This window comes from Holophagales bacterium (genome assembly GCA_016699405.1).
Lineage (GTDB): Bacteria > Acidobacteriota > Thermoanaerobaculia > Multivoradales > JAGPDF01 > JAAYLR01.
Map to the genome: position 1 here is coordinate 536,218 of CP064972.1, position 25,707 is coordinate 561,924.

14 protein-coding genes and 1 pseudogene are annotated in these 25,707 nt (G+C 68.8%); 2 read left to right on the forward strand and 13 right to left on the reverse strand.

All coding sequences use genetic code 11. The features are described from left to right. Positions 1-103: 103 nt before the first annotated feature. From IPJ17_02315 to IPJ17_02325, 3 genes are read right to left on the reverse strand one after another with little or no spacing between them, the layout of a single operon-like run. Entirely contained in the window at positions 104-4,537 is a 4,434-nt protein-coding gene (locus IPJ17_02315; protein QQR74449.1) for an efflux RND transporter permease subunit, read from the reverse strand. A gap of 3 nt (positions 4,538-4,540) precedes the next feature. Then, positions 4,541-5,656 (reverse strand): efflux RND transporter periplasmic adaptor subunit, encoded by a 1,116-nt coding sequence (locus IPJ17_02320; protein ID QQR74450.1) that lies wholly within the window; start codon positions 5,654-5,656, stop codon positions 4,541-4,543. Beyond that, complete coding sequence (locus tag IPJ17_02325; protein QQR74451.1) at positions 5,653-6,276, reverse strand: TetR/AcrR family transcriptional regulator; 624 nt, start codon at positions 6,274-6,276, stop codon at positions 5,653-5,655. The genes IPJ17_02320 and IPJ17_02325 overlap by 4 nt, the downstream gene beginning before the upstream one ends. Positions 6,277-6,545: 269 nt before the next feature. Between IPJ17_02325 and IPJ17_02330 the strand changes: the two genes are divergently transcribed. Then, positions 6,546-6,941 carry a hypothetical protein gene (locus IPJ17_02330; protein QQR74452.1) on the forward strand — a complete coding sequence of 132 codons (396 nt, stop codon included), beginning with the start codon at positions 6,546-6,548 and terminating at the stop codon, positions 6,939-6,941. Positions 6,942-7,080: 139 nt separating this feature from the next. Here the strand turns inward: IPJ17_02330 and IPJ17_02335 are convergent, their stop codons facing one another. From IPJ17_02335 to IPJ17_02375, 9 genes and pseudogenes are all read right to left on the reverse strand, one after another. Beyond that, on the reverse strand, positions 7,081-10,353 hold the full coding sequence (locus tag IPJ17_02335; protein QQR74453.1) for a tetratricopeptide repeat protein: 3,273 nt from the start codon (positions 10,351-10,353) through the stop codon (positions 7,081-7,083). Positions 10,354-10,651: 298 nt separating this feature from the next. After that, complete coding sequence (locus tag IPJ17_02340) at positions 10,652-11,077, reverse strand: hypothetical protein (protein QQR74454.1); 426 nt, start codon at positions 11,075-11,077, stop codon at positions 10,652-10,654. Positions 11,078-11,307: 230 nt separating this feature from the next. Continuing rightward, positions 11,308-14,034 carry a PAS domain S-box protein gene (locus IPJ17_02345; protein QQR74455.1) on the reverse strand — a complete coding sequence of 909 codons (2,727 nt, stop codon included), beginning with the start codon at positions 14,032-14,034 and terminating at the stop codon, positions 11,308-11,310. 372 nt (positions 14,035-14,406) lie between these two features. Beyond that, positions 14,407-15,879 carry an SBBP repeat-containing protein gene (locus IPJ17_02350; protein ID QQR74456.1) on the reverse strand — a complete coding sequence of 491 codons (1,473 nt, stop codon included), beginning with the start codon at positions 15,877-15,879 and terminating at the stop codon, positions 14,407-14,409. 256 nt (positions 15,880-16,135) lie between these two features. Continuing rightward, positions 16,136-17,101 carry a hypothetical protein gene (locus tag IPJ17_02355; protein ID QQR74457.1) on the reverse strand — a complete coding sequence of 322 codons (966 nt, stop codon included), beginning with the start codon at positions 17,099-17,101 and terminating at the stop codon, positions 16,136-16,138. An 873-nt stretch (positions 17,102-17,974) separates the two neighbouring features. Further along, entirely contained in the window at positions 17,975-18,385 is a 411-nt protein-coding gene (locus tag IPJ17_02360) for a hypothetical protein (protein QQR74458.1), read from the reverse strand. A gap of 333 nt (positions 18,386-18,718) precedes the next feature. Then, complete coding sequence (locus tag IPJ17_02365; GenBank protein ID QQR74459.1) at positions 18,719-19,948, reverse strand: aminotransferase class I/II-fold pyridoxal phosphate-dependent enzyme; 1,230 nt, start codon at positions 19,946-19,948, stop codon at positions 18,719-18,721. Between the two features lie 45 nt (positions 19,949-19,993). Beyond that, on the reverse strand, positions 19,994-20,329 hold the full coding sequence (locus IPJ17_02370) for an STAS domain-containing protein (protein QQR74460.1): 336 nt from the start codon (positions 20,327-20,329) through the stop codon (positions 19,994-19,996). Between the two features lie 40 nt (positions 20,330-20,369). Then, positions 20,370-22,797, reverse strand: a pseudogene (locus tag IPJ17_02375) (glycogen/starch/alpha-glucan phosphorylase). Between the two features lie 215 nt (positions 22,798-23,012). Between IPJ17_02375 and IPJ17_02380 the strand changes: the two are divergent. Next, the gene (locus tag IPJ17_02380; protein QQR74461.1) at positions 23,013-23,744 is read left to right on the forward strand and encodes a hypothetical protein; all 732 of its coding nucleotides are present in this window, start codon (positions 23,013-23,015) and stop codon (positions 23,742-23,744) included. A gap of 28 nt (positions 23,745-23,772) precedes the next feature. On the opposite strand, the gene IPJ17_02385 is transcribed toward IPJ17_02380, so the two are convergent. Further along, positions 23,773-25,704: an alkaline phosphatase family protein gene (locus IPJ17_02385; protein QQR74462.1), complete on the reverse strand. Its 1,932-nt coding sequence runs from the start codon at positions 25,702-25,704 to the stop codon at positions 23,773-23,775. Between the last annotated feature and the right edge of the window lie 3 nt (positions 25,705-25,707).

Sequence of the window (25,707 nt, forward strand, 5' to 3'; positions counted from 1 at the left end):
CCGGGCAGCCTAGCCCCGATCTCCCCGAGCGACCAGCCCGGCGGACGTCGCGGGACGTCTGCCAACCCAGCTCGTGCGCTCGGGGAGGAAGGAGCCCTCCTGGCTACAAGACCCCTTGGACGAAGCGGAGACGGGTCGTCGCCACCAGGTAGTCGCGTTGGGCCCGTGCCAGTCCGCCTTCGGCCTGGCGCAGGTTGAGCAGGGCGTCGTCGACGTCGAGACGGGTCTTGACGCCGAGGTCGAGGCCGCGCTCCGCCATCTCGAGGAGGCGCCGCGCCTGGTCGACCGTGCCGGAGAGCGCCCGCACGATCTCGGCCGCCACCCGCACCTCGTCGCTCGCCGAGCGGACCTCGAGCGCCACCCCTTCCCGCGCCTGGGCCAGATCGAGCTCGGCGGTCGTCAGGTCGCTCTGCGCCTGGGCCACCCGTCCGCGTGCCGCCAGGCCGTCGAAGAACGGAAACGAGTAGTAGAGCCCGGCCGCCCAGGTCTTGCCGTCGACCGAGATCGACCCGGCGTCGAGCCACTTCCACCCGGTCGAGGCCCGCAGCTCGAGGCGCGGCTTGTCGTCGGCCGCGCGGATGCGGACCACCTCGCGATAGGCGTCGCGGGTGTGAGCGAGCGCCTGCAGGTCCGGGCGATGCTCGAGGGCCACGGCGAGCGCTTCGTCGAACGGCGCCGGGTCGGCGACCTCGGTGACCAGCGTGCCGTCGACGTCGAGCGACGTCGACTCCTCCGCCAGGACCAGACGGAGGCGATCGAGCGCCACCCGCACGGTGCTCGCCGCGCGGAGCGTCTCGGGCCGCGCGTTGTCGCGCGCCACCCGGGCCGCCAGCACGTCGTAGTCGGTCGCCGTGCCGAAGGTGTGCCGCTTCTCCGCCTCGCCGAGCTGGCGCTCGCGCTGGGCGAGCGTGTCGACGGCGATCTGCTCGAGCTGCCGCGCCAGGAGCACGTCGTAGAAGGCGGCGGTCACCTCGTTGACGGCCCCCTGCCGGATGCGCTCGAGCCGGTCGTCCGACATCGCGATGCCGACCTCGGCGGCGCGCATCGCCGCCCCCACCTTCCCCCAGGCAAAGAGCGTCTGGTTCAGCGAGAGGTCCGCCGTCTTTTGCGTCTGCCGCGAGGGGAACAGATCGCCGAAGATCGCCTGCATGCTGCCGTCGAGGTTGCGGGTCGCCCCGGCGTCGAGCGAAAGGCGGGGGAAGGCCGCCGCCCGCTCCTCGACGTAGCGACCCTTCACCCACTTCTGGTACTCGCGCGCCTTGGCCACGTCGCGGTTCTTCTCCACCGCGAGGCTCACCGCCTCCTCGAGCGTCAGGGTGCGCGTTGCGGGCGTCGGCGCGGGGGCCACCGGCGCCTGGGCCGAGAGGGCCGGAGCGAACAGCAGGGAGAGGAGGACGACGACGCTCGCCGTCGTCCCGGCGACTCCGCCGTGGGCGTCGGCCTCGAGCGCGTTCGCCTTCGCCCAGCGCCGGTGGAGCCAGGCGGCGACGTCGTCGAACAGGGTGTAGACGACCGGCACGACGATGAGGGTCAGCAGGGTCGAAGTGACGAGGCCGCCGATGACCGCACGCGCCATCGGGGCGCGCATCTCGGCTCCCTGGCCGATCGCCAGGGCGAGCGGCACCATGCCGAAGATCATCGCCAGGGTGGTCATCATGATCGGGCGCAGGCGCGTGCGCCCCGCCACGATCAACGCCTGCCGTCGCTCCATCCCCTGACGGCGCAGCACCTTGGTGTAGTCGATCAGCAGAATCGCGTTCTTGGTCACCAGGCCCATCAGCAGGATCAGGCCGATGAGCGACATGATGTTGACCGTGTCGCCGGTCAGGCGCAGCATCCCGGCCATTCCGACGAGCGAGAGCGGCAGCGAGAGCATGATCGACAGAGGATCGATGAACGACTCGAACTGCGCGGCGAGGATCAGGTAGACGAAGATGATCGCCAGCAGCAGCGCCTCGGCCATGTACTGGAAGCTCTCCTCCATCCGCTCGGCCTCGCCGGGATAGACCACCTGGTAGCCCGGCGCCATCTTGACCTTCGCCGCCGCCTCCCGCGCCTTCGCCACGGCCGTGCCGAGCGGCACGCCGTCGAGGTTGGCGGTCAGCATCACCTCGCGGGAAAGATCCCGTCGGCTGATCTCCGAAGGCGTCGTCGAGCGCTCCGCCGTCACCAGCTCCGACAGCGGCACCAGCGCCACCGAGCCGTCACGCCGCGGCACCGAGAGGCGCAGGTCGCCGATCTGGGTCACGTCCTGCCGCATGGCGAGCGGCAGGCGGACGCGCACGTCGACCGCCTCGCCCTCCTCGTCCTCGAAGGTCGTCACGGCCTGACCGCCGACCAGCGCGCCGACGGTGCGGGCGATCGCCGGGGTGGCGACGCCGGCGTCGGCCGCGCGCTCGCGCTCGACGATCAGCCGGTACTCGGGCAGGTCGAGCTCGAGGGTGACTTCGACATCGACGATCCCTGGAACCTGGTAGACCGCGTCCTTGAGCGCGGCGGCGTACTGCTTGAGCAGCGGAATCTCCTCGCCGCGGATCGAGATCATCAGCGGCTTCTCGGCGAACTCGTCGGTCTGCATCTCGACCGAGGGGATGATCCCCGGGATCGACGCGATCAGCTTGCGGGCGTCGCTCGCCAGCACCGAAGCGTGCTTGCTGCGCTGGGCGCGCTCCTTGAGTTTCACGTAGACGCGGGCGTCGCGCACCGTGCCGGTGTCGCCGGCGCCGATCGAGGCGTAGGTGTGCTCGATCTCCGGCATCGCCTCGAGCGCCTTGAGCACCTCGGCCATCCGCCCGCGCGTCTCCTCGAAGGAGGCGTCCGGCGCGGTCTTGAACTTGATCTGGAACTCGCCCTGGTCGGCGTTGACCATGAACTCGGTCTGCAGCGAGCCGAAGATCCCCAGGCCGGCGACGAAGGCGATCATCGCCGCGACGACGACCGTCTTGCGGTGGTCGATCGCCCAGCCGACCACGCCGCGGTAGAGATCCGCCGTGCGGTCGAACCACCCGTTGAAGCGATCGAGGGCGCGGGCGACGGCATGGCGTTTGCCCTTCCGCTCGACGTCCGGATCGACCCAGCGCGAGGAGAGCATCGGGTCGAGGGTGAAGGAGACGAACAGCGACACCATGACCGCGAAGGCGACCGTCATGCCGAACTGGAAGAAGAAGCGGCCGATGATCCCCTTCATGAAGGCCACCGGGACGAAGACGGCGATGATCGACAGGCTCGTGGCGAGCACCGCGAGACCGATCTCCGCCGTCCCCTTGCGGGCGGCGGTCATGTGGTCCTCGCCGTGCTCGAGGTGGCGGACGATGTTCTCGCGCACCACGATGGCGTCGTCGATCAGCAGGCCGATGGCGAGCGAGAGGGCCATCAGGGTCATGACGTTGAGCGTCATGCCGAGGAAGTTCATGGCGATGAACGAGGAGATGACCGAGATCGGCAGGGTCAGGCCGGTGATCACCGTCGAGCGCCAGGAGTTGAGGAAGCAGAAGACGATCAGGACGGTGAGCAGCCCACCGAGCAGCAGGGTGTTGGTCACGTCCTCGACCGAGTCCTTGATCATCACCGAGCCGTCGCGGACGAGTTGGATCTCGACCGTCGGCGGGAGCTCGGTGCGCAACCGGGCGATCTCCCGGGTCACCGCGTCGACCACGCCGACGGTGTTGGCCTTGGACTGCTTGAAGACGTCGATCGCCACTGCCGGCGTGCCGTTGATGAGCGCGATCGAGCGTTGCTCCTCGACGCCGTCGACGATGTCGGAGACCTCGCCGAGCGTCACCGGGACGGTGCCGCGCGCGCCGATCACCATCGACGAGAAGCCGCTCACCTCGCGCGGCTTGCCGGAGACGCGGACCGGGAGCTCCTGTCCGGCACGGGTCAGGCGGCCGAGGGGCGTGTTGACGTTCTCGCCCGAGAGGCCGGCGATTACCTCGTCGACGCCCATGCCGAGCGAGTCGAGCCGCGTCGGGTCGAGGTCGACGTTGACCTCGCGCTGCGTGTCGCCGACGAGCTCGACCTTGCCGACGCCCGAGAGGTTCTCGAGGCGCCGCTTGATCTTGCGATCGGCGAGGGTGGTCAGCTCCCGGGCGGTCATCTCGTTCGAGCGCACGGCGACCGAGACGATCGCCATGCCGCCGATGTCGAGCTTCTGGATGACCGGCTCCTGAATGGCCTGCGGCAGCTCGTTGCGGATCGCCGAGATCTTCGAGCGGGCGTCCTGCGCCGCGTCGTTGAGCTTGACCTCGAGGTTGAACTCGACGATGACCGTCGACAGTCCTTCACGCGAGGTCGACATGATGTGCTTGACGCCGGTGATCGGGTTGACCGCCTGCTCGAGCTTCTTCGTCACCTCGCGCTCCACCGTCTCGGGCGAGGCGCCGGGGAACTGCGTGATGATCGACAGCACCGGGATCTCGACGTCCGGGAACATGTCGATCGCCAGACGGCGGTAGGAGAAGATGCCCAGGGTGACCAGGGCGAGCATCAGCACCGTCGCGAAGACGGGCCGCTTGATCGAAAGGTCGGAGAGAAACATCGCTCAGGCCCCCGCTCCACGCACCTTGTCGCCGTCGCGCAGGTTGAAGCCGCCGCGCACGACGACTTCGGCGCCGGCGGCGATCCCGCCGACGATCTCCACCCGGTCCTCGCGCGTGGCGCCGGTTTCGACCGCCGTGCGGCGTGCGACTCCGCCTTCGACGACGAAGACCGCCCCCTTGCCGGTGGCGGTGTCCCAGGACTGCAGCGCACTGCGCGGCACGGTGAGCACGCCCGAGCGGACGCCGGTGCGGATCCGTCCCTTGGCGAAGAGCCCCGACTTGAGCACCTCCGGGTCGTTGGCGATCTCGGCCTTGACCTTCACCGTCCGGCTGGCTTCGTCGGCCACCGGGTTGATGAAGGAGACCTTGCCCTCGAACTCCCGACCCGGGATCGCGTCGACCGAGAAGAAGAGCGGCTGTCCTTCGCGCAGACCGGCCAGGCGCGCGGTCGGCACGGTGACGGTGAGCTCGAGCACCCGGTTGTCGACGAGGCGGAACATCGGGCGCGGATTGCCCATGTTCTCCACGTAGTCGCCGACGTTGACGTTGCGCGCCGCGACGACACCGTCGATCGGCGCCCGGAAGATCAGCTTGGCCAGACGCGTCTGGGCCATGTCGAGCTGCGCCTTCGCCGCGGCGAGCTGGGCTCGCGCCGCCTCGTCGCCGGTGCGCGCCTCGTCGAGCGCCTGCTGCGTGGCGAGCCCCGTGTCCTTGAGCTGCACCGTGCGCGCCAGCTCCCGGGCGGCACGCGCCGTGGCGACCTCGGCCTGCGACACGGCGGCACGGGCCGCTTCGAGCGCGGCCTCGGTCTCGCGCGAGTCGAGCTTGGCGAGCGGCGTCCCGCGCTTGACCTGCACCCACTGCGAGACGTAGATCGCAGAGACGACGCCGGAGAACTCGCTCTTCACCTCGGCTTCGGTGCGGGGGGTGAGGGCGCCCACCACCTCGACGGACTCCTCGAGGTCGGTGCTGGTCGCCCGCGCGGTATCCACCGCCACGGTGGGTCGACCGGCCTCCTTGCCGGCTTCGGCTTCGCTGCCTGCCGGTCCGGAGCAGCCCGCCGCGATCGCGGCCAGAAGGAGGAGTGGGAGAGCGCGAAGCGCGATTCGGCGAGTCATCGGGAGATCTCCTGAGAGGCGGAAACCGGCAGGGCGATGCCGGTGAAGGCGATTTCTAGAAGCTGGGCCAGACCGGACCGGCCGAGGCCCCAGTCGGGATGGCAGAGTTGCAGGTCCATCGAGAAGGAGAGCAGGGCGATCAGCGTGACGGCAACCGAGTCGGCGTCGGCCGGACGAAGCTCGCCGTCGGCGATCCCCTGGGCGACGATTCCCTGGACCGCCTCGTGCAGCGGGCGGTGCATGCTCTCGACGTCGAAGGGCGGGGCGCCTTGGGGCGGGCCCCACAAGATGCCGTTGAGAAAGCGCACTACCGGCGCCTGCTGCTCGAACTCGTCGTAGATGCCGAGGAAGAGCCGTTCGAGGCGTTGCCGGGCGCTGCCGCCGCCGGACAGGAGGCCTTGGAGGAGAGCCTGCATGCGGCGGCGGATCTCCTCGAGGATCTCGAGGTAGATCCCCTCCTTCGAGCCGAAGTGGTAGTAGAGGACCGGCTTGGTCACCTGCGCGGCCTCGACGATCTCGCGCACGGTCGTCGCCGAATAGCCGCGCACCGTGAAGAGCTCGACCGCCGCCTGGAGGAGGCGTTCGCGAGCGCTGCGATCGTCGGGGGGTGGCAAGGACATCGTTCCTGACTACGAAGAGGGCGGCCGGCGGGTTAAGTTACCGACCGGTAGGTAGTCTCGCCTCGGGCCGCGACGTCTGTCAATCCCCCCCACACGCCGGCCGACGAACGGCGCGCATGACGTGTAACTGATACGAGGGAACGGTCCGGGTTCCCTGCCCGATCACGAGCGGAAGTCCGCCGAGGCGTCGCGGGGTGTACCGTTGGCGCACGTGGCGGGCTCGGGGGGACGAGCGTCCGCGTGTCCATCGTCGAGCCAAGGAGCGAGAAATGCGAAAGCAGGCGTTGTCCGAGACGCGGATGATCCGCGCGAGCGAGGAGCAGGTCGCGCAGTGGACGGCCGCGGCGGAGCGCGAGGGGTACTGGTCGGTCTCGGAGTGGATTCGCACGAAGCTCGGCGTGGCGAGCGGCACGGGAGCGGAAGCCGAGATCGTGGCCGACGCCAAGGCCATCGCCGTCTACCGCCCGAACCGCAAGGAGGACCGCAAGCCCGCCCTCTTCGAGATGTCGCGCTACGAGACGAGCGACCAGCTCCTCGACCTCGTCTTCGAGGTGTCGAAGCGCGAGTGGTGCACACCGCCGGTCTTCAAGAGCTTCGTCGTGGAGCTCGAGCGTCACCTCGCCGAGCGCGCGGCGAAAGGGAAAGGGAAGGGCAAGAAGCGCTGAGGGAGCAGTTGCCGCGAGGGGCCGGGGGCAGCATCTCGATGCAGTCGCCCGATGGTGCTCCCTCCCGACGGTCGGAACCGCGCCGTCGGCGCGATCGTCGCCCTCGTGGGGCGCCAGCATGCACGAGAGCCGAAGCTCGTCAGTGACCGCGTAAGCGGGCCACCAACGCTTGACTCACGGCCACATCACGCTGCCAGGTCGCATTGCTCCGATCGAGCTCGGACAGGCGTTCGTCGATCGAGAGACTCTCTTCAGCGAACGGCAGTGCGACCGAAGGTTGGCCTCGTTGCTCATGAAACTCGGCGAGTTGCCTGAGGCAATACGAGAAGTCCCGTTGCCAGGCTGCAATCGAGGGATGGGCTTGGGCGAGGCGCCGACTGATCACAAGCGCATGGCGGAAGGCGTCGAGGGCCCCGTCGAGGTCGCCCTGAGCACGGAGCCCTTCGCCCACCTTGTCGTGGCTGACGCTGAGATCCCGCTGCCAGATTGCATTCGAGGGATCGGCCTTGGCGAGGCGCTGACTAATCGCGAGCGACTCGCGGAAGGCAGCGAGGGCTCCGTCGAGGTCACCCTGGGCACGGAGGACTTCGCCCACCTTGTTGTGGCTGACGCTGAGATCCCGCTGCCAGGTTGCATTCGAGGGATCGGCCTTGGCAAGGCGCTGCCTGATCGCTAGCGCCTCGCGAGAAGCAACGAGCGCCCCAGAGAGGTCGCCCTGAGCAAACAGGATTCCGCCAATCCTCTCTTGACCCAATCCGAGATCTCGCAGGAGCGTTTCATTCGATGAATCGGCCTCGACCAGGGAGTGAACCCCCGCGACCGCCTCGCGGACTGCGATGAGAGCACCATCCGGGTCGCCCTGATCGCGGAGGACATCGCCCACCTTTGCGTGGCAGATGCCTAGACTCCGCTGCGACGCAACATCCGACGGATCGGCTTTGACCAGGCGCTGGAACCACGCGCGTGCCTCTTGGAAGGCGTCGAGGGCTCCGTCGAGGTCGCCCTGCTCGCGCAAAACGTCGCCGACCCGCTGAAAACTGACGCCGAGATTCCTCTGCCACGTTGTGTTTAGCGGGTCGACCCTGGCGAGGCGCTGCCTGGTCGCGAGTGCTTCGTGGAACGCGGCGAGGGCCCCGTCGAGGTCGCCCTGATCACGGAGGACGTCGCCTTGATCAACTACGAGGACGCAACGCTCTCCAAGCCATCTCGGTTGTTGAGCCACTTCAGCGGGGAGCCGGTCCATCCAATCCGCCACGGCTCTCAAGCCGCGAGTGACCAGATCCAGTCGGCCAAGATCCTCCAAGCGATCCGAGACGTCATAGAGGAGCGCATGGGCCAGAGGCTCCCAGAGCCGCTGGTCAGAATCGGCGCGCAGGACGGCCGCGACGTGCTGCATGGGGCGGCCAAGGTTGGCGAGCGCCTCGGTGTCGACCCCGCGTTGCAACGCTCCCACCAACTGCGAGTGAAGCCAGAGGCCCAACCGCTCCAGCATGGTCGGGTCCGCGCCGTCCTCGTTTCGTGCGAAGCGGTAGCCCAGCACATGAGTGAATTGCCAGGAGTCGGTGCCAGCAGTGCGCAACAACCCACGCTGGACGAGGAGTCGCAGGAGCCTGCGGGCCTCCTCGCGAGCCGAGTCGTCGTCCTCGCGTCCCAACGCTGCAACGATCGCCTTGAGCGGGAACGGCGCCCGCGCCAACAACCCCGCCGCCGCGAGGGCCTGGCGAGCCACTTCCTCAAGCCCACGGACGCTTCGCGCGAAGAGCCATTGCAGCGTGTGCTCGGCCTGCCTGGGATCACTGAGAGTAGGGAGGCCCCGAGATCTCCAGTCGCAGACGAGGCTCGCGGGCTCCTCCTCGTCGAGGGCGAGGAGGCTGCCAGCCCAGTTGATGGCCAGTGGATGGCCTTCAAGAAGTTCCAGTACCGCGGCACGGACCTCGCCACGAAGCGGCTGGCGGCGAGTTAGCCAGTCCAACAGCGCCGCGGCCTCGGCCGAGCTCAGCGCGTCCTGGATGCGAACCGTCTCTGCTGCCGCCGCCTGGGTGCTCACTCGCGTGAGCAGAAGCCAGCGGTTCTCCGGAGAGAGAACGCTGAACAGCTCAGGGATCGTCGTGCGACCTGGATCGCCGTCTGCCTCTTCGCCGCCTTCGACGATGACGAGGATCCGTCGAGCCCGGCAGGCTTCGATGGCCCGGTCGCGTGCGGGTCTTGTCTCCAGAAACTCTGGGCCGCGCAGTCGGTTGGCGAGCCCGTTCCAAGCCGGTTCGGCCTGACCTTGGTATGTGTAGAGATCAAGGTAGAGGATGCCGTCCGGAAAGGGAGTGGTCGCCAGGTTGCATGCGTCCGCACCCGCGACCTCCTCGAGGGCCTCCGCCGCCAGGGCTGTCTTTCCCATTCCGGCCGGCCCGACGACGGCGGTGCTCAACCCGGCCTGGAGCCGCTCGACGAGTTGCTGCCGCTCAGCGTCGCGGCCGAAGAACTGGTGTGCGGCCGGAGGTAGCTCCCGAGGAAGGCGCGGGGCGTCGTGGGTGGGAATCAACCCCGGAGCGAGCTTGAGGACAATATCTCGGGGCGCATTGTCTGGCGCCGAGGGCGGGGAAGACACCGCCGGAGGGGAGGCCAGAACCACGCGACGCAGGAGGTCTCGCGCCGCACAGCAGACTTGGGCATCGGGCTCGCGCGGTTTGACGATCGAAAGGTGGTCTTCGTCGAGGGCGACCGGATCGGCGCCGACACCAGGATGCGAGGACGTCGGATTGACGATCGGGAGGACTCCTCCGAGGCCCCTCCTCTCGTAGTAGGTGACGGTCTGAATGCCACGAGGCGGGCTCTGATTTCGGTACCAGTCGTACAGGTCGAGCAGGTGGGAGTCATGAGCTCGGAGATCTTCCATGCTGACCGTGGCGCCGAAGACGGCCCGAAAGGCATGCGCGAGCGTGGCCAGCTCGGCTCCCGCGTGCGGGGTAGCCAGGAATAGAACGGCGCGCGTCTGGCGGACGACTTGTTGCTTCCGCTCATCAGGGGCGTCACTCGCCTTGCGCAGGACCTGCTTGGCGACTAGGCCCCCCAAGCTGTGGCAGATGAAGAGGAGTGGCCGATCGCCGAGGCCTTTCAGTTTCATGAGGTCCAGGACCTGGGCCGCGCGATCCGGAAGGGACATGGTGTGGCCCGAGTCGCGTGAGCCCAGGCCGAACAGACGCACCAGCCGTGCCCATCGACTGGGACTGGCGGCGTAGCCGAGCGACCAAACCCCGACTTCGGGAAACTCACTCCCCAGCCAGTGAGGCCACGAGGTCGAGTCGTCGTCGCCATGGCGCCAGGTGGTGAAGGGGTCCCCTCCGAGACCGTGGATGAAGACTACGTCGGCCTTGCGCGAGGTGTTGCCGCAGCCGGAGATTCGATGTAATTGACTCAAGGCTCATCTTCCTCTCGAGCAACGAATTCGGCGGCTTAAGTCGTTGTGTCTGAGATAGGAGCCGACCGCGAGCGGAACTTGGATTGCCCCGGCTGGGATCCCCATGAGCTCCTCCTCGGTTGGCAGGTCTGTCGCTTGGCAATCGGACAAGTCGTGCCCGCGGCGATGACGTGCTTGCGGATCTCTGTATAGCTGGGCGCAACGCAAGCCTAGCATCGCCGTCGGCGGCTGCAGAGGGATCCCGGGCACGGTTCGGCTCGCGCCTGGTCCGTTCGATGACGCGTCCGGCGGTGCCTTCTCATCGCCCCGCCACCGCCGCCCGATAGAGCGCCTGCCCGAAGGGCAACGCCGCATCAGCGTGCCGCCGATCGTCCTCGGAGAGGGCGCCAGCGGCCTCGAGCGCACCGGTGAGGGAGATCCCGTCGACCTGCTGCGAGGCGGTGACCTTGTGGGCGACCAAGTCGAGCTCGGTCTTCTGCAGGGTCTCGGCGTAGTAGGGATAGAGCAGCCGCACGGGGAGCGTCTGGCCGATGCGGTGCGGCCGGCCGTTGGCCTGGCGGGTGACCCGCGCATTCGGGCTCGGCCCCTCGAGCCAGATCGCCGTGGAGAAGGCCACGAGATGGTCGGGAAGGGTGCGAACCGTCTTGTCGTCGGCCGGTCGGTAGATCCTCGACCCCCAGATGCTGGAAGACCCAAGGCGGTTGGTGGGGTGCGCCTGGGCCACGAGTCCTTGTTGCAAGATCGAGTGAGGAGGCCGCTCTCGAGTCTGGCGGCCCAGAGGCGCTCGAACGGACCCCTCGAAGCAACTCCCGCCGTCAGGCACCGCGGGTGACACTCGGTGCGAGGGCCGCTACTCTGGGCTCGGCCAGGATTCGAGCTCGGTGGGGCTGGCGCTACCGGTTCGGGCGTCCAGCGCCACCCCCGCGGGTGCACCGCTCACGCGCCAGCTCCAGTTCAGGGGGTGCCCTCGGGCGGAGCTGCCAGGGTGAAGGAGAACGTCGCGCCGCGGTCGATCGCTCCCTCGGCGCGCACGGTCCCGCCGTGCCGGGTCACGATGCGCTTCACGAGAGCGAGGCCGATTCCCGTGCCTTCGAACTCGGCAGCGGAATGGAGGCGTTCGAAGACGCCAAAGAGCTTGTTCAGGTACCGCGGGTCGAAGCCGACGCCATTGTCCTTGACGTAGTACTCGTTCCCGCCGGCACCAGGGCAAGCACCGACCTCGATGTGGGGAATGGCCCTGGGCGCGCTGTACTTGAGCGCGTTCGAGAGGAGGTTTTGGAGGACCACGCGGATCAGTGCGGGGTCGCCGAATGCATCCGGGAGCGGGGCGACCTGGAGCTCGATTCTGGAGCGCTCGCCCGTAGGGATGAGCTCGGCCAGGACGTCGCGGGCAAGGGCGTTCATGTCGAGCCGGGCCCTGGAGAGCTGGGCGCGACTCGAACGGGACAAGGTGAGGAGGTCGTCGATCAGCTGACCCATTCGCGTGGCATTGGTGCGCAGCGAACGCAGCAGCTGGGTGCGTTCGTCTTCGACCGGCGTGCCGCTCAGCTCTTCGAGCAGCGAGGCGTAGCCGTGAATCGCCCGTAACGGAGCGCGAAGGTCATGAGAGACAGAGTAGGAGAAGGCCTCGAGCTCGCGCACGGCCTCGGCGAGCTCCGCCGTGCGCTGCTCGACGCGGTTCTCGAGCTCGGCATTGATCCGTCGCAACTCGTCTTGGAGGTCGCGTCGCTCGGTGATGTCTTGGGAGGTTCCACGCAAGCCGACGATCTGGCCGGTCTCATCGCGCTTGGCTTCGCCGCGAGCCACGATCCACTTCGTTTCTGGAGTTGGATGGGCGAGCTCGAGATCCACCGTGTAGGGTTCGCCGCGTTCCATGGCGCGCCGGACGAGCTCGTCGAGCAGCGCGGCGCTCGCCGGGGTGTAGGCCTGGAGGTGCTCGAGGTAACTGGGAGTTGGAAGATCGGGGTCGAGCCCGTAGATGCGGTAGTACTCGGGAGACCACCAGATCGTGTCCGTCATGGCGTTCCAGTCCCAGCTACCGATCCGCGCGAGCCTCTGAGATTCGTTGAGCTGCGCCTCGTGTCGGCGCAGGGCGGCCTCGGCTTGCTCTTTCTGCTGGCGGGTGCGCAGGGCCGCGATCCCGAAAGCCAAGTCAGCCGCCAGCTCCTCCAGGACCCCCACCTCGGACGAGTCAAATGCACCCGCCGTGGCGGAGTAGATGCTGAGCGTGCCGAGGACCTCGCCGCCGGCAACCAGCGGCAAGGCGATGATCGACTGATAGCCACGCTCGAGCGCCGCTTCGCGCCATGGGGCGAATCCTGGATCGTTGCTTAGGTCGTGGAGGATGCAGGGCCGCTGCGTGCGCACAGCGGTGCCGGTAGGGCCCCGACCGCGCTCGTCGTCTGCCCAGGTCCCGCGAGCCGCCGCGAGAAAGCCGGAGTCGAATCCGGCGTGGGCGATCGGCCGGAGAGCCTGGCCTGGACCCTGCTCGGGAAGGCCGGCCCAGGCCATGCGGTATTCGCCGATCTCGACAGCCACCCGGCAGATCTCCGCCAGCAGAGCGGTCTCATCGGTCTGGTGGAGAAGAGCCTGATTGGCGGCGTTGACGAGCCGCAGCGCCCGGTTGACTCGCGCCAGATCCGCTTGGGCCTGTTTGCTGTGAGTGATGTCGAGCGCTGCCGAGATGAGACACGGCTCGCCGTCGATGTCGACCCTCCTGGCGGCGTCGAGAACCGGTACGAGGGTCCCGTCCTTGCGGCGCAGGGTGGTCTCGAACGCGCGAACCTCGCCGCTCCTGCTCAACTCGTCGACGAAGACCGCCCGGTCCTCTGGTTGTGCCCAGATCGACAACTCGCCGGTACGCTTGCCGACGGACTCCGCGCGGGTGTAGCCAAGAAGTCGCTCATAGCTCTCGTTGACTTCGAGAATCCGGCCGTCCGAGAGGCGGGTGAGGGCCATCAGAAGCGGCGAGACACGAAAGGTCGTGGCGAACTTCTCCTCGGATTCCCGCGCTTCGCGGTCGAGGCGACGCTGCTCCGTGATGTCGCGAAGCGTCGCAACGACGGCGACGATCTGGCCAGTGGTGGATGACCTGACCGCTTCGGAGTTGGAGGAGATCCAGACGCGGCTGCCGTCAGGGCGTCGCAAGCCCAACTCGACATTTCGCTGCGCGCGCCCGGTGCGCAGCGTCACCGCCACGGGGTGCTCGTCGGCGCCGAAGGGGCAGTCGTCGTCCCGAAGGGGGTCGGCTGCCCGAAAGAGGTCCTCCGGGGGCTGAGCAAGCAACTCGGCTGCCGACCGGCCGAGAATTCGTTCAGCGGCGGAGTTCACCAGAGAGATCGTGCCGTCCGCCTCCTGAACCAGCACCCCTTCATCCAGCGCTGCGACGATCGAGCGCAGGCGTTCTGGAGCGTTGGTTTCGGTCGTGGCATCCCCCAGGTCCCGTGCCCCGCTTGCCCCCGATCTTCCCTGCAGTCGTTCCTGACGGTCGGCCATCCCCCCTCCCCCCGGGCCGGCGGAACCTGGTGGGTAACCAGAAGCCCAAGATCCGACGGCTCGAGCATCCGACGCACGAAGGTTGGTTCTCCGGCGCGGATCGCGTGTGGATTGTGACCAATATTGTACGTCCCCGGAGATGGCAGGGCTCGAATCTGGCGATCGGTCACCGTGGGTTGTCAGCACTCGGCAATCCGGTTCCTCGAGGCAGGCGAGCTCGAGGCTGAGAAGGCAAGGCTCCCGGTCGCTTCCGAACCGGTGCTCGCCGGGCGCGAAGCGAAGGCGAAGGGCAGGAGCGGGATGCGGTGAGGTCGGCCAGGCCGTCGCGGGGGGCCAAGCAGCCAGGGACAACGGCAGGGGAGGAGCCGAGCCGGTGGCGACGTCTCGTTGAGTTGCGCCAGCGAGGGAGCTCGTCACGCCATCGCTGGCAGAATCATGGCAACCACCCGGGGAATGAAAGCGCCGTTGGCTTCGAACGAAAGAATGACGGACCGCGAGCCGGAGGTTCTTCGCGGTCCGTCGAAGGGCGACAATTCGCCCGGATTCGATCAGGTGAGCTCAGCGGCGGAGGTTGGTCGACGGGCCGATCAGCGCGAGGTAGCCATCGCACAAGCCCAGAGATTCCGGGGCGGGTTCGAGCTCGATCTCGCCGGCGATCACCCATCCACCGGCGAGGTTCGAGGCGCTCGCGGTGGCCAAGTCGGTCTGGGAGCCGCCGAGGTAGCTGGCGTAGAGCAGCGCCTGGCCATTGGCTGAGGTGCGCAGGACGTAGGAGTCAGAACTGCCACCGCCGAAGCCTGATTGCCCAGCATTCGGGCTGACGGGGAGATCGCTCGAGGAAGTGCTGCCGGCAAGAAGGACGTCGCCCGATGCGTCGATGGCGACGCTCTGTCCGGTCTCTGCGCCGTTGCCTCCGAAGAGGGACGAGAAGACGAGGGCGGGCTGGGTCAGGTTGAGCCGCACGAGGAAGGCATCACTCGGGCCGCGACGGGTGGCCTGGAGGGGAGCCGCCAAGGGGAAGTCCGTCGACCACGTCTGTCCCGCGACGACGATGTCCGTGCCGGCTGCCGCGACAGACTGGGCGTAGTCGACGCGATCGCCGCCCAGGTAGCTCGAGAAGACCACCCGGCGGTCCGAGAGAGCCCAAGCGGCGACGAACGCGTCGTCGGTGCCACGAAGTCCCGACTTGACGAGGGGGAGCACTCCGGGGAAGTCAGGCGACCTGGTGGTCCCCACCATCGCCAGGACGCCCGAGGAGGTGAGGGCGGCGCCAGCGACGCTCTCCTCCCCTCGACCACCGTGATAGGTCGCGAAGGTGAGCCCAAGGGCGTTCTTTCCCGTTTCAACAGCGAAGCGGGCCACCATGGCGTCCGAGGGACCGCGCAAGCTGCGCTGGGTGGGAGCAAAGAGCGGCAGGTCAGGCGAGCTCGTCGAGCCGACCAAGGTGACCATCCCGGCCGCGTCGATGACCACACCGTTGGCCTGATCGGCCGCGCTGCCGCCGAAGAAGGTAGAGACGATCAGCTGTCCTGCGGGGTTGAAGGCCGCCAGGAAAGCATCGCTCGCCCCGTTGTTGCAGTTGCCATCCGTACCGCATGTGGCGTCGTAGGTTGACGCGGTCACCGGGAAGCTTGGCGACGAGGTCGTACCCGCGATCCAGAGATTGCCGCGAGCGTCGAGCGCCAGAGCCGAAGCGGTGTCGATTCCGCTGCCGCCGAGGTAGGTGGAGAAGATCAGGCTCGTCCCGCTGGGATCGAGCTTGGTCACGAACACGTCGCTGGCGCCGGCAAGCGTCGCCTGCTGCGCATTCGCGACCGGAAAATCGCTGGAGGTCGTCGAGCCGACGACATAGAGGAATCCGCTGGCATCGGTGAGAACGGCATCGACCATGTCATGGCCACTGCCACCGAGCATGCCGAGGAACTGCTGCTGGTCTGCTGTGGCAGCAGCGAAGGGACTGAGCAGAAGGGCTCCAAGAATCGTGGCGGCCTTGAGGCTCTGGGTTGTGGGCGGCTGGTTCTGGGTGTTCATTTTTCCGATCCTCCGGGTCTCGGCGGGCTCATCGCCCTGGGTCCGAGAAAACAGTAGGTGGAGGGCTCGGGAGGAAGAATCGGAGAAGGAGCAGGTTCTGTGTCGGAGGAAGTCCTACAGGCGATCCGCCCGTGTCGCTGTCTTCGATGGAATGGGGCTCGGAAGAGCCGCGAAGGGCTAGGCCAGCTTGCATCGTCGTCGGGCAGGCGAGCGGCACGCAGCGCTCCCCTCTGTTTGCGGCCGACCGACCCGCCGCCTACGGCAAAGCCGCCACGAGGATCTCTCCGGATGCGGCCTTCTCGCGGGCTCGGAAGCCATAGTCCGTCACGACGAAGAGCAGCCGGTTCTCCTCGTCGATGTCTGCTCGAACCCGGTCGAGGCGGTGGTCCGAGACGAGCGGGATGAGGAAGCGATCCACTTGATCGTCGTCGACGCGAACAAGCTCGCGCTGGATCTGGCCGTCGACCATCGTTCGCACGACCAAACCGAAGGACTTCTTCCCGAGCGGCACGATGTCCTCCACGACGCGGCTTGCGCGCTCGAGCCATGCTTGACCTTCGACCCGACTGTTGCTTCCCGTCTCCGGCAGGTCGGGACCATTCATGTCGCCGAAGACGCCGAGCTCTGCCAGGTCCCAGCTTTGTTTGACCTTGCCGGAGGTGGAGACGAGTTTCACCACGGGCTCGTAGCCGGGAAAGACGAAGACGTCGCCCGCTCGGGAGAAGCGGATCGCCCCGGACCGGGCAAGCCGCGCCTGGCTGACCTTCCGGCGTAGCGTCTTCGATCCCGCCGCTCGCTCATCCGTAAGCAACGGCTTGAAGCCGGCGGAACCCGAGCCCAGCAGACCTGTCCAGGCGATCACCGAGTCGCGGTTCTTCTCCCACAGTTCTCGACTGGGAACCCCGAGAATCGCGAGTCGGTCCCCGTCGAGATCGAGGTCCGCGGCACCCCCGCTCGCGTTCCCCCTGCTCACCGAGAGCTGGAAGTCCCCCTGTTCCTGGGCGGACTCACGAAAGACGAGCCCGCCGCCGCCACCGGCGACGACACGGCCAGCGGAGGCCGCGAGAAACTGCAAGACCGGCGGCAGCTCGTGAACCTGGGACCTCCCGGGAATCACGAGACGAGGCTTGGCGGCGTTCGCGCGCAGCTCGACCTCCTGGACGCCGTCGACCGCGCGCAGGATGTAGGCAGAAGTCTCGCTCGCCCAGCGCGCGTCGAGCACCTGCGAGTCGCCAGCCGGGTACCGATAGCGACCGACGACCTCGAGCGAGGGTGACTCGCTCGGGCTCTCTTCGGCAGGAGCCCCGTCGCCTCCACTTGCTGCGGCCGGTGGCGCGACCGAAGGGGCAGAGCCCGGCGCGAGTACCGGTGCGTCTCCTGAACTGGGGCCAGAAGCGACGCACTGATACCCGTACAGAGGAAGGGCGAGCCCGACGAGGTACGACAGACTCCGGAGAGGGCGACGAAGAGAGCGGGAAGGCGAGGGGATGGTCTTCTGCACGTCCACGGGTCGGTCCGAGTCCATCTCAGGTCGTCGTTGAAGGCATCTCAAGGTCCCCACGTGCCGTCAAGGGCTCAGGGGTGTTTACGAGATGGAAGCCGGAGGTGTCACACATTCTCCGGGTCGTCGCCGGTTCCTGCGGGGCGCCCTCCCCGACCAGCGTCGCCTCGCAGGGGGCTTCGTTTCATGGTCCGGGTGAGTCTGGGTCTTCTCGTACCCTGCAAGGCCCCGTGCCCAACTGCCCGCTCGCCCTGGTGGTTCGCAATTCGGATTGGCGTGCTGGCGTCTCCGACGCTCAAGGGCTTCGCGAAGGAGCCGGAACGCCACTCCGCCGAGCACGAAGCGAAGGCGAAGGGCAAGAAGTTCTGGGCGATGACAACTCGGGAGAAACCGACGCAGAGCGTGATCCGACAACCACTCTAGCCCGCGAGGTCGGTCCGAGCGACGGGCTCCCCACGCGCAGATTTCATCCTGGCCGCGAGCCCCAAGGGCTCTCCACCGAGGCCGATGGTGCGACTGCAGCCGTAGGCATGACGTACGCACGGGCGCGATTGCCGAAGGCGGCGGGGTGAAGGAGTGGGACCACGGCTCGACCTATCTCCGGACGGCAGGCAGGGCCATGACTGCCCCGAGCGCGATTCCGAAGAACAGTGTGATGGCGAAGACGACCAAGACCGCATTGTCGAGGCTGAGAACTGAGGTGTGCCAATTGAACTCGTAGTCGGCACGAACAGGGATTGTGGCGGCCAGATCGTGAGCGCGAGAAAGCGGGATCAGAGACCCGGCGGCCCCAGCAGCCCCAGACAGGACGGGCCAAGCCCAGCCGCGGCTGATCACGGCGAGACTGGACACGGCAAGAGTGGCGACGAGCGCGACGGCGAGCGCTAGGTGTGCCGTTCCGTTGATGCCGGGAGACGTCACCTTGTAGGGATAGCAGTCCACGACTTCGTGCCAAAGGAGGGCGGCTGCGAAGAGGCCGGGGATCGCGGTCAGCGTGAAGCGCATGACGGCCTGAGGCTGCCTCGCCATGTTTCGTCGACCTCTACGGAGATTGCATTCCATGTGACCACGTCACGTAAGCCAAGGCGGGGCGTCGGGTCAGCCTAGCCCCTTGGCCCCTTGCTCGCTGTATTTCGGCGCAGTGCCGGCGCGTGCACGGGCGTTGGCAACGTCTGGTGACAACGTCGGATCCGCGGAGTCGTCAGGGGGGCCGATCGGCAGGACGCGCTCGAGCAGAAAGGTCAGAGACTGCGGAACGCTTCGCCGAGTTGGCGAACGGCCAACCTGCGCGGTCGCTCGTGTTGGTCGGTGCCGATCGACGCCGACCGGGCAACCGTCCTAACCCAGACGCCGCGCCACTCGGCGGATGCCGTCGATCACCTCGCCGATCGGGGCACCGGCGAAGCAGAGGCGGAAGAAGCCAGGCTCGGCGATGCGACAGGCGGCGCCGGGGGTGAGGTTCACCCCGGTTTCTTCGAGCAGGCGCCACCAGAGGGCGCGCTCGGCCTCGCGGGTCGGGGTCGCGAGAGAGCGGCGGAGATCGAGCAGGAGGAAGAAGCCGGCGGACGACGGCAGGAAGGGGATCCTCTCCTCGGTGAGCGCCGCGGCCACCGCGGCGTACGCTCCCCCGAGCCGCGAGCGCATCGCCGCGAGGTAGTGGTCGACCCAGGTTTCGTCGGCGATCATCTCGCCGAGCAGGAACTGCGTGTCGCCCGAGCAGCAGGCCCACTCGGCCAGCAGGTCGACGGCGGCGAGGAGAGCCTCGTTCTCGGTGACCAGCACGCCACAGCGCAGACCGCTCGCCGCGAAGTCCTTGCTGAACGCCCAGACGAGATGGAGCCGCTCCCCGAGTTGCGGGCGCAGGCGCCCGGCGCTGACGAACGGCTTCTCGCCGAAGACCGAGAGGGCGTAGACCTCGTCACAGACGACGTGCAGCCCGGCGCCTTCGGCCCAGGCGAGGAGCGCCTCGAGCTCGCTTGCCGTGTGCACCCGGCCGAGCGGATTGTCCGGCGAGGTGAGGAGCAACGCGCGCACCGGAATCTCGGCCGCGGCGAGTGCGCGGTCGAGCCGGGCCGGCGTGAGGAGGAAGCCGTCGTCGCTCGCGCAGGGCACCGGGACGATGCGCAAGCCGTCGCGCACCTCGAGATCGAGCCAGAAGCCGGCGTAGCTCGGCGTCGGCACGAGAACCCCCTCGCCCGGATCGCCGAGGGCGTAGAACAGCGCCTCGAGCACGCTTCCCGCTCCGGCGAGCACGGCGACCTGCCCCGGATCGATCGCCCGGCCGCAGAGGTGCCGGCCGAGCAGCGCGGCGAGCTGGCGACGGAACGGCATCGCACCGATCATCGCGTCGTAGCCAAGCACGCGCTCGGGAACGGCGCGGCAGGCGGCCATCTTCGGTGCGAGGACGTCCCACATCAACCGGTTCTCGGCGATGCAGAGCGGTGCGTAGCCGGGCGATCCGACGCGGGCGAAGTGCTCGCGCAGGTACTCGGGCGTCGGCGAGCGTTCGAGCAGCGCGCGGCCGCGCCGCGCGAGGCCGGAGGAGGGGGCGACGGTGGAATCGTCCATGAACGCCATTCTACGGACCGAACGCGCCGCCGACGGGCGGGGCGCTCACCGGAGCGCGGCGACCGCGGCGTCGGTGTCGGCGTAGAAGTCGAAGACGCGGTCGAGGCGGGTCAGGCGCAGGACCTGCTGGACCGGCGGAGTGCAGCCGCTGAGCACCACACGGCCCCCCTCCTCGACCTGGCGAACGAGCGAGAGCAGCGCCCCCAGCCCGCCGCTGTCGATGAAGGTGACGCGCGAGAGGTCGATGGCGAGCAGCCGCTCGCCCTGTTCGACCCGGGCACCGATCCGCTTCTTGAAGTCGTCGGCTCCGACCACATCGAGCGCGGCATCGAGGACCCGCGCCACCGTGACCCCGTCCTGACAGCTCAGCTCGAGGTTCATCTCCCCCTCCGTGGCGCTCCGCCGGGCCTCCGCCCGGCGCTCAGCATGCTACGACGTGCCAGATCTCCTCGGCGTACTGCCGAATCGTGCGGTCACTCGAGAAGGCGCCGACCCGCGAGATGGTGCGGAGCGTCGACCGCCCCCAGGCCGACGGATCGCCGTAGCGAGCGGCCGCGCGCTCCTGCGCCTGGCGGTAGGCCGCATAGTCGGCCAGATGCAGATACGGGTCGCCGCCGAGCAGGCGTTCGACCAGCCAGCCGAAGGCGCCGCGGTCGGCCGGGGTGAAACGACCGTCCGCCAGGGCCGCGAGCACGCGCGCCAGGCCCGGGTCGGTCGCCGCGCGCGCCGCGACCTCGCGGCTCCCGGTGCGCCGCAGCCCGGCGACCTCGGCCGCCGACAGCCCGAAGAGGAACATCTCCTCCTCGCCGATCTCCTCGGCCAGCTCGATGTTGGCGCCGTCGCGCGTGCCGATGGTCAGCGCGCCGTTCAGGGCGAACTTCATGTTGCTGGTGCCCGAGGCCTCGGTCCCGGCGGTCGAGATCTGCTCGGAGAGGTCGCCCGCCGGGATGATCCGTTCGGCGAGCGAGACCCGGTAGTCCGGCACGAAGACCGCCCGCAGCCAGGGGCCAACGCGCCGGTCGGCGTTGACCGTCGTCGCGATCGAGTTGGCGAGCCAGATGATCTGCTTGGCCGCCCAGTAGCCGGGTGCGGCCTTGCCGGCGAGCAGCCAGGTCCGCCCCACGGCCGGCGGGCGGCCATCCTCGGCGAGCTCGAGATAGACCTGGACGAGGTAGAGCAGGTTGAGCAGCTGCCGTTTGTACTCGTGGATCCGCTTGACCTGAATGTCGAACAGGCTGTCCGGGTCGAGGACGACGCCGGTGAGCTCGGCGACCTGACGCGCGAGGCGCTGCTTGTTGCGCCGCTTGACCGCCGCGAGGTCGGCCCGGAGCCCCGCGTCGTCGACGTGCGACTCGAGCGCACGCAGCGCGGCGAGATCGCGGATCCACCCCTCGCCGACCACCCCGGTGAGCAGTGCGGCGAGGCTCCGGGTTCGCCGTCAGCAGCCAGCGGCGCGGGCTCACGCCGTTCGTCTTGTTGTTGAAACGCTGCGGCCAGAGCTGGGCGAAGTCGGGCACCAGCGTGGTGCGCACGAGCTCGGAGTGGAGCGCCGCGACGCCGTTGACCGAGTGGCTGCCGACGATCGCCAGATGCGCCATCCGCACCTGCTTGACTTCGCCCTCCTCGACGAGCGACATCCGCCGCAGGCAGGCGGTGTCGCCGGGATGGACCTCGGCCACCTGGTCGAGGAAGCGACGGTTGATCTCGTAGAGGATCTGCAGGTGGCGCGGGATCACCTTCTCGAGCAGCGCGACCGGCCAGCGCTCGAGCGCCTCGGCCATCAACGTGTGATTGGTGTAGGCACAGGTCGCCACGGTGATCGCCCAGGCGCGCTCCCACGGTACCGCCTGTTCGTCGACGAGCAGCCGCATCAGCTCGACGACGGCGAGCGCCGGATGGGTGTCGTTGAGCTGAATGGCGACCTTCTCCGGGAAGCGGTCAAAGCTCTCCGGTCGTCGCGCGAGGAAGCGGCGCATCAGGTCGCGCAGGGCGCAGGCCACCAGGAAGTACTCCTGCACCAGCCGCAGCTCGCGTCCGGTCTCGCTGCTGTCGGTCGGATAGAGGACCTTCGACACCGTTTCGGAGGCCATCTTCTGTTCGACGGCGCGCAGATAGTCGCCGTCGTTGAAGATGGCCATGTCGAACTCGGTCGAGGCCCGCGCGGCGAAGAGACGGATCGGGTTGACGGTGCGACCGCCGTAGCCAGCCACGAGCAGGTCGTGGGGCACACCGACGAGCAGCTGCCAGTCGAGCCAGAGCGGGTTGAAGCCGCCGCGCCGGTCGAGACTCCCCTCGACCCGACCGTAGACCGGAATCGCGCAGGCCTCGTCCGGCCGCTCGATCGTCCAGGGGGTCCCGAAGGCGAGCCAGTTGTCGGGCCGCTCGCGCTGACGGCCGTTGTCGAGCTCCTGGCGGAAGAGTCCGAACTCGTAGTGGATGCCGTAGCCGATCGCCGGCAGGTCGAGGGTGGCCAGCGACTCCATGAAGCAGGCCGCCAGCCGGCCGAGCCCGCCGTTGCCGAGGGCCGCGTCGGGCTCGGCGGCGAGGGTCGCTTCGAGGTCGCCGCCGAGCTCGGCCTCCACGGCGCGGCAGATTTCGCCGAGGCCGAGGTTGGTCAGCGTCTCGCCGAGCAGACGTCCGACCAGGAACTCCATCGACAGGTAGGCGACGCGCTTGGCGTCGGCGCGCTCGACGCGCTCCTCGCTCGCCAGTCGGCCGTCGATCAGGCGCTCGCGCGCGGCGAGCGCCACGGCACGGAACCACTCCGTCGGCGAGAGCTCCTCGACCCGGTGACCCAGGCTGTAGCGCACATGACGCAGGATGGCATCTCGCACGGCTTCGCTCCGCATCGCGACCTCCGTTCGAACCGGCTCATTGTGCTCCATTCCCCAACCGACGTCAGCCTCGAGCTCCAGCTTCCGGGTGGCAGAGCACGAAGGTCGACGTCGCCGTGCTCAAGCGTTCTCGGACGATTGACCGGCGCGCGGCACGCCGTCAAGATCGCTCGACAGCGCACGGCCTCGACGCCGGCGCAACTCGACCCTCCCGCGAAAGGAGCCTTCGCTTGAACCCCGACCCTCGGAGAAACCTCGTCCGCCGCCTTCTCGTCGCCCTCCTCATGCTCGGACTTTCAGCCGCTGCCGTCCCCGCCGAAACGCCCGACGCCCAGAACGGCGTGCCCGCGCTCTCTGCCATGCACGAGGTCGTCTACCCTCTCTGGCACGACGCGTGGCCCGCCAAGAACCTGGCGCGCATCAGGGAGCTGTTGCCCGACGTCCAGAAGCACCTCGCCGCCCTCAAGGCGGCCAAGCTGCCGGCCATGCTGCACGAGAAGCAGGCCACGTGGGATGCCGGGGTCACGGCGCTGGCGGGCACGGTCGCGGCCATGGAGAAGGCGGTCGCCGCCGAAGAGACGACGGCAGCTCTCGACGCGGTCGAGCAGTTTCACGCCGGCTACGAGGGGCTGGTGCGACTGCTGCGCCCGGTCAGTCGCGAGCTTGACGCCTATCACCAGACACTGTACGAGCTCTACCACCACGCAGCCCCGGCCGGGGATCTGGCAGCCCTCGCGCGCTACGCAGGCGACCTCGTGTCACGGTGCGCCGCTCTGCAAGCGGCCCCTCTTCCGGGCAAGGCGGCCGGCCGCGAAGACAAGGTCAAGGCTGCCTATGGAGCGCTCTGCGCCGCCACGGCCGAGCTGAGCCAAGCGACCGCTGGTGCCGACCGTGCCGCGATCAACTCGGCCGTCGAGCGAGTGCACTCCCGTTACGAGGAGGCCGCGGCGCTCCTCGAGTAGGACCACCCGGGCCAGTCCCTCGCGGAGCTCAGCGAGCGCCCGCTTCGCCGAGAACCCTCCCGGTGGCCTGAGCCGGCGCCGGGAGGCCGAGCAGGTAGGCCAAGGTCGGCGCGATGTCGATCGCCCGGATCTCCCCGGGGCGCGCTCCCGCCGCGATCCCCGGTCCGGCCGCGTAGAAGATCGCCTGCATCTCGCGTCGCTCGGGCCAGAAGCCGTGCTCGCCGCCGCCGTCGGCTCGATCGCTCGGGGTGACCGCCACCCCCGACCGACCGGTCCGCAGGTAGTAGCCGGGGGCGAGGTCGAAGAGCAGATCGCCGGCGAGCGGACCGGCGATGCCATAGGCCGGCACCTCCTCGGGGCGGGCGACGAGCCGCACGACGGCGGCCCCGTTCTCCGGATCGCGGGCGGCGAGGAGCGCCGCCGTCGCCCGCCGGAGCACCGCGGCGCGATCCTCCGGAGACACGATTCCCCCGTGGCGCTCCGTCCCATTGACGCGCAGTTGGAAGTCGGAGAACGGAGCGGCGACGGCGGTGCGGGCGAGGTCGACGCGGCCGGCAGCGTCCCAGGCGAGCAGCCCGGCCTCCTCGAGGATCCGGTTGACGTAGACCCAGCGACGGACCCCGGCATGACCGTGATCGCTCACCAGGGCGACGATCGTCTCCGGCGGCGCGGCGGCGACCAGAGCGCCGAGCCAGCGGTCGAGCAGCTCGAACACCCGGGCGTAGAACGGCCAGACTCGCTCGGCCAAGGCGGCGTCGTAGCCGGGTGCGCGGGAGTCGAGCATCCCCATCCACGCGTGCCCCGCGTCGTCGGCCTCGAGCGCGTAGTGGAAGAGCAGGTCCGGTTGCCACGCGCGGAGGGCGAAGGTGGCCCCCGCGGTCAGCAACTGGACATCGAAGGCGACGATCTCGAGAACGCGCCGTTCGGCCTCACCGCTCCCGCCGTCGCCGAGCGTCGCACCCAGGTCGCCACGCGCGTAGGCGGCGAAACCACTGTCCTGGAACCCCGGATAGGCCTTTTCGTACGCCGCCAGGTCGGCTGGCGCGATCGCCCCGGAAAGCGCGTAGGCGGCACGCCGGTAGAGGAGCACGCGCGAGCCATCGGGCGCGAGATCGAAGAGACGGAAGAAGGTGTTGGCGTGGCGTGAGCCATCGACCACGCAAAACGGCGGGCTCCAGGCGGCCGGCTCGGCGCCGGCGGGATGGGCCGCGAGGACGGCTTCGGCCGAGGCCCGGCGGCGGTCGCGGCTGCCGACGCGGACCAACAGTCGGTCGAGCCCGCGCACTGGATCGGCCGGATCGTCGTAGAGCAGCAGGTGGAAGGTCGTGCCGGCGACCCGGAGGACCGCTTCACGGGCTCCCTGGCGATGGGCGACGCCGTTCCAGCCCGGACGAGCCGGGCCGAAGGCCGCGGCGTCGATCGCTTTGGCCGACGCCAGCGGGCTCTCGAATCCGCCGACGACGGTGAGCCGGTCCTCCGCCACGCCGCGACGACGCAAGCGTTCCCGCAGCGGTGTCGCAGGGATCGACTGCGTCGCCGAGAGGGCGACGACGCGGCGCCCGGCGAGCGCGGCCGTCAGGAAGAGCGGCTCGCCGGTCGCGGCAAGCGAGCTGAAGCCCGACTGGAAGTCGAGCAGCGTGTGCTCGGCGCGCGGCAGGAGCGGCACCTCGTTCGCAGTGATGCCGCTTCCCGCCGCCCAGGTGCCGGTCCAGATCGCCGCGTGCGCCGCGGCGGTCTTGCTCGGGAAGCTCGAGCGCACCCAGCTCGCCGCGAGCCCGCGCTCGGCGAGCGCGGCAACCGCAGGCAACCGACCTTCGGCGAGCAGCCGATCGACCACCTCGTCCCCGGCGCCGTCCCAGCTGACGACGATCGCCCTCGGCGCCTCCCCGGCGAGCGCCGGCGCGAGGAGACCGACGACGAGCGCCGCCCAGCCCAGTGCACGACCCGATCGCCCGCTCACGCC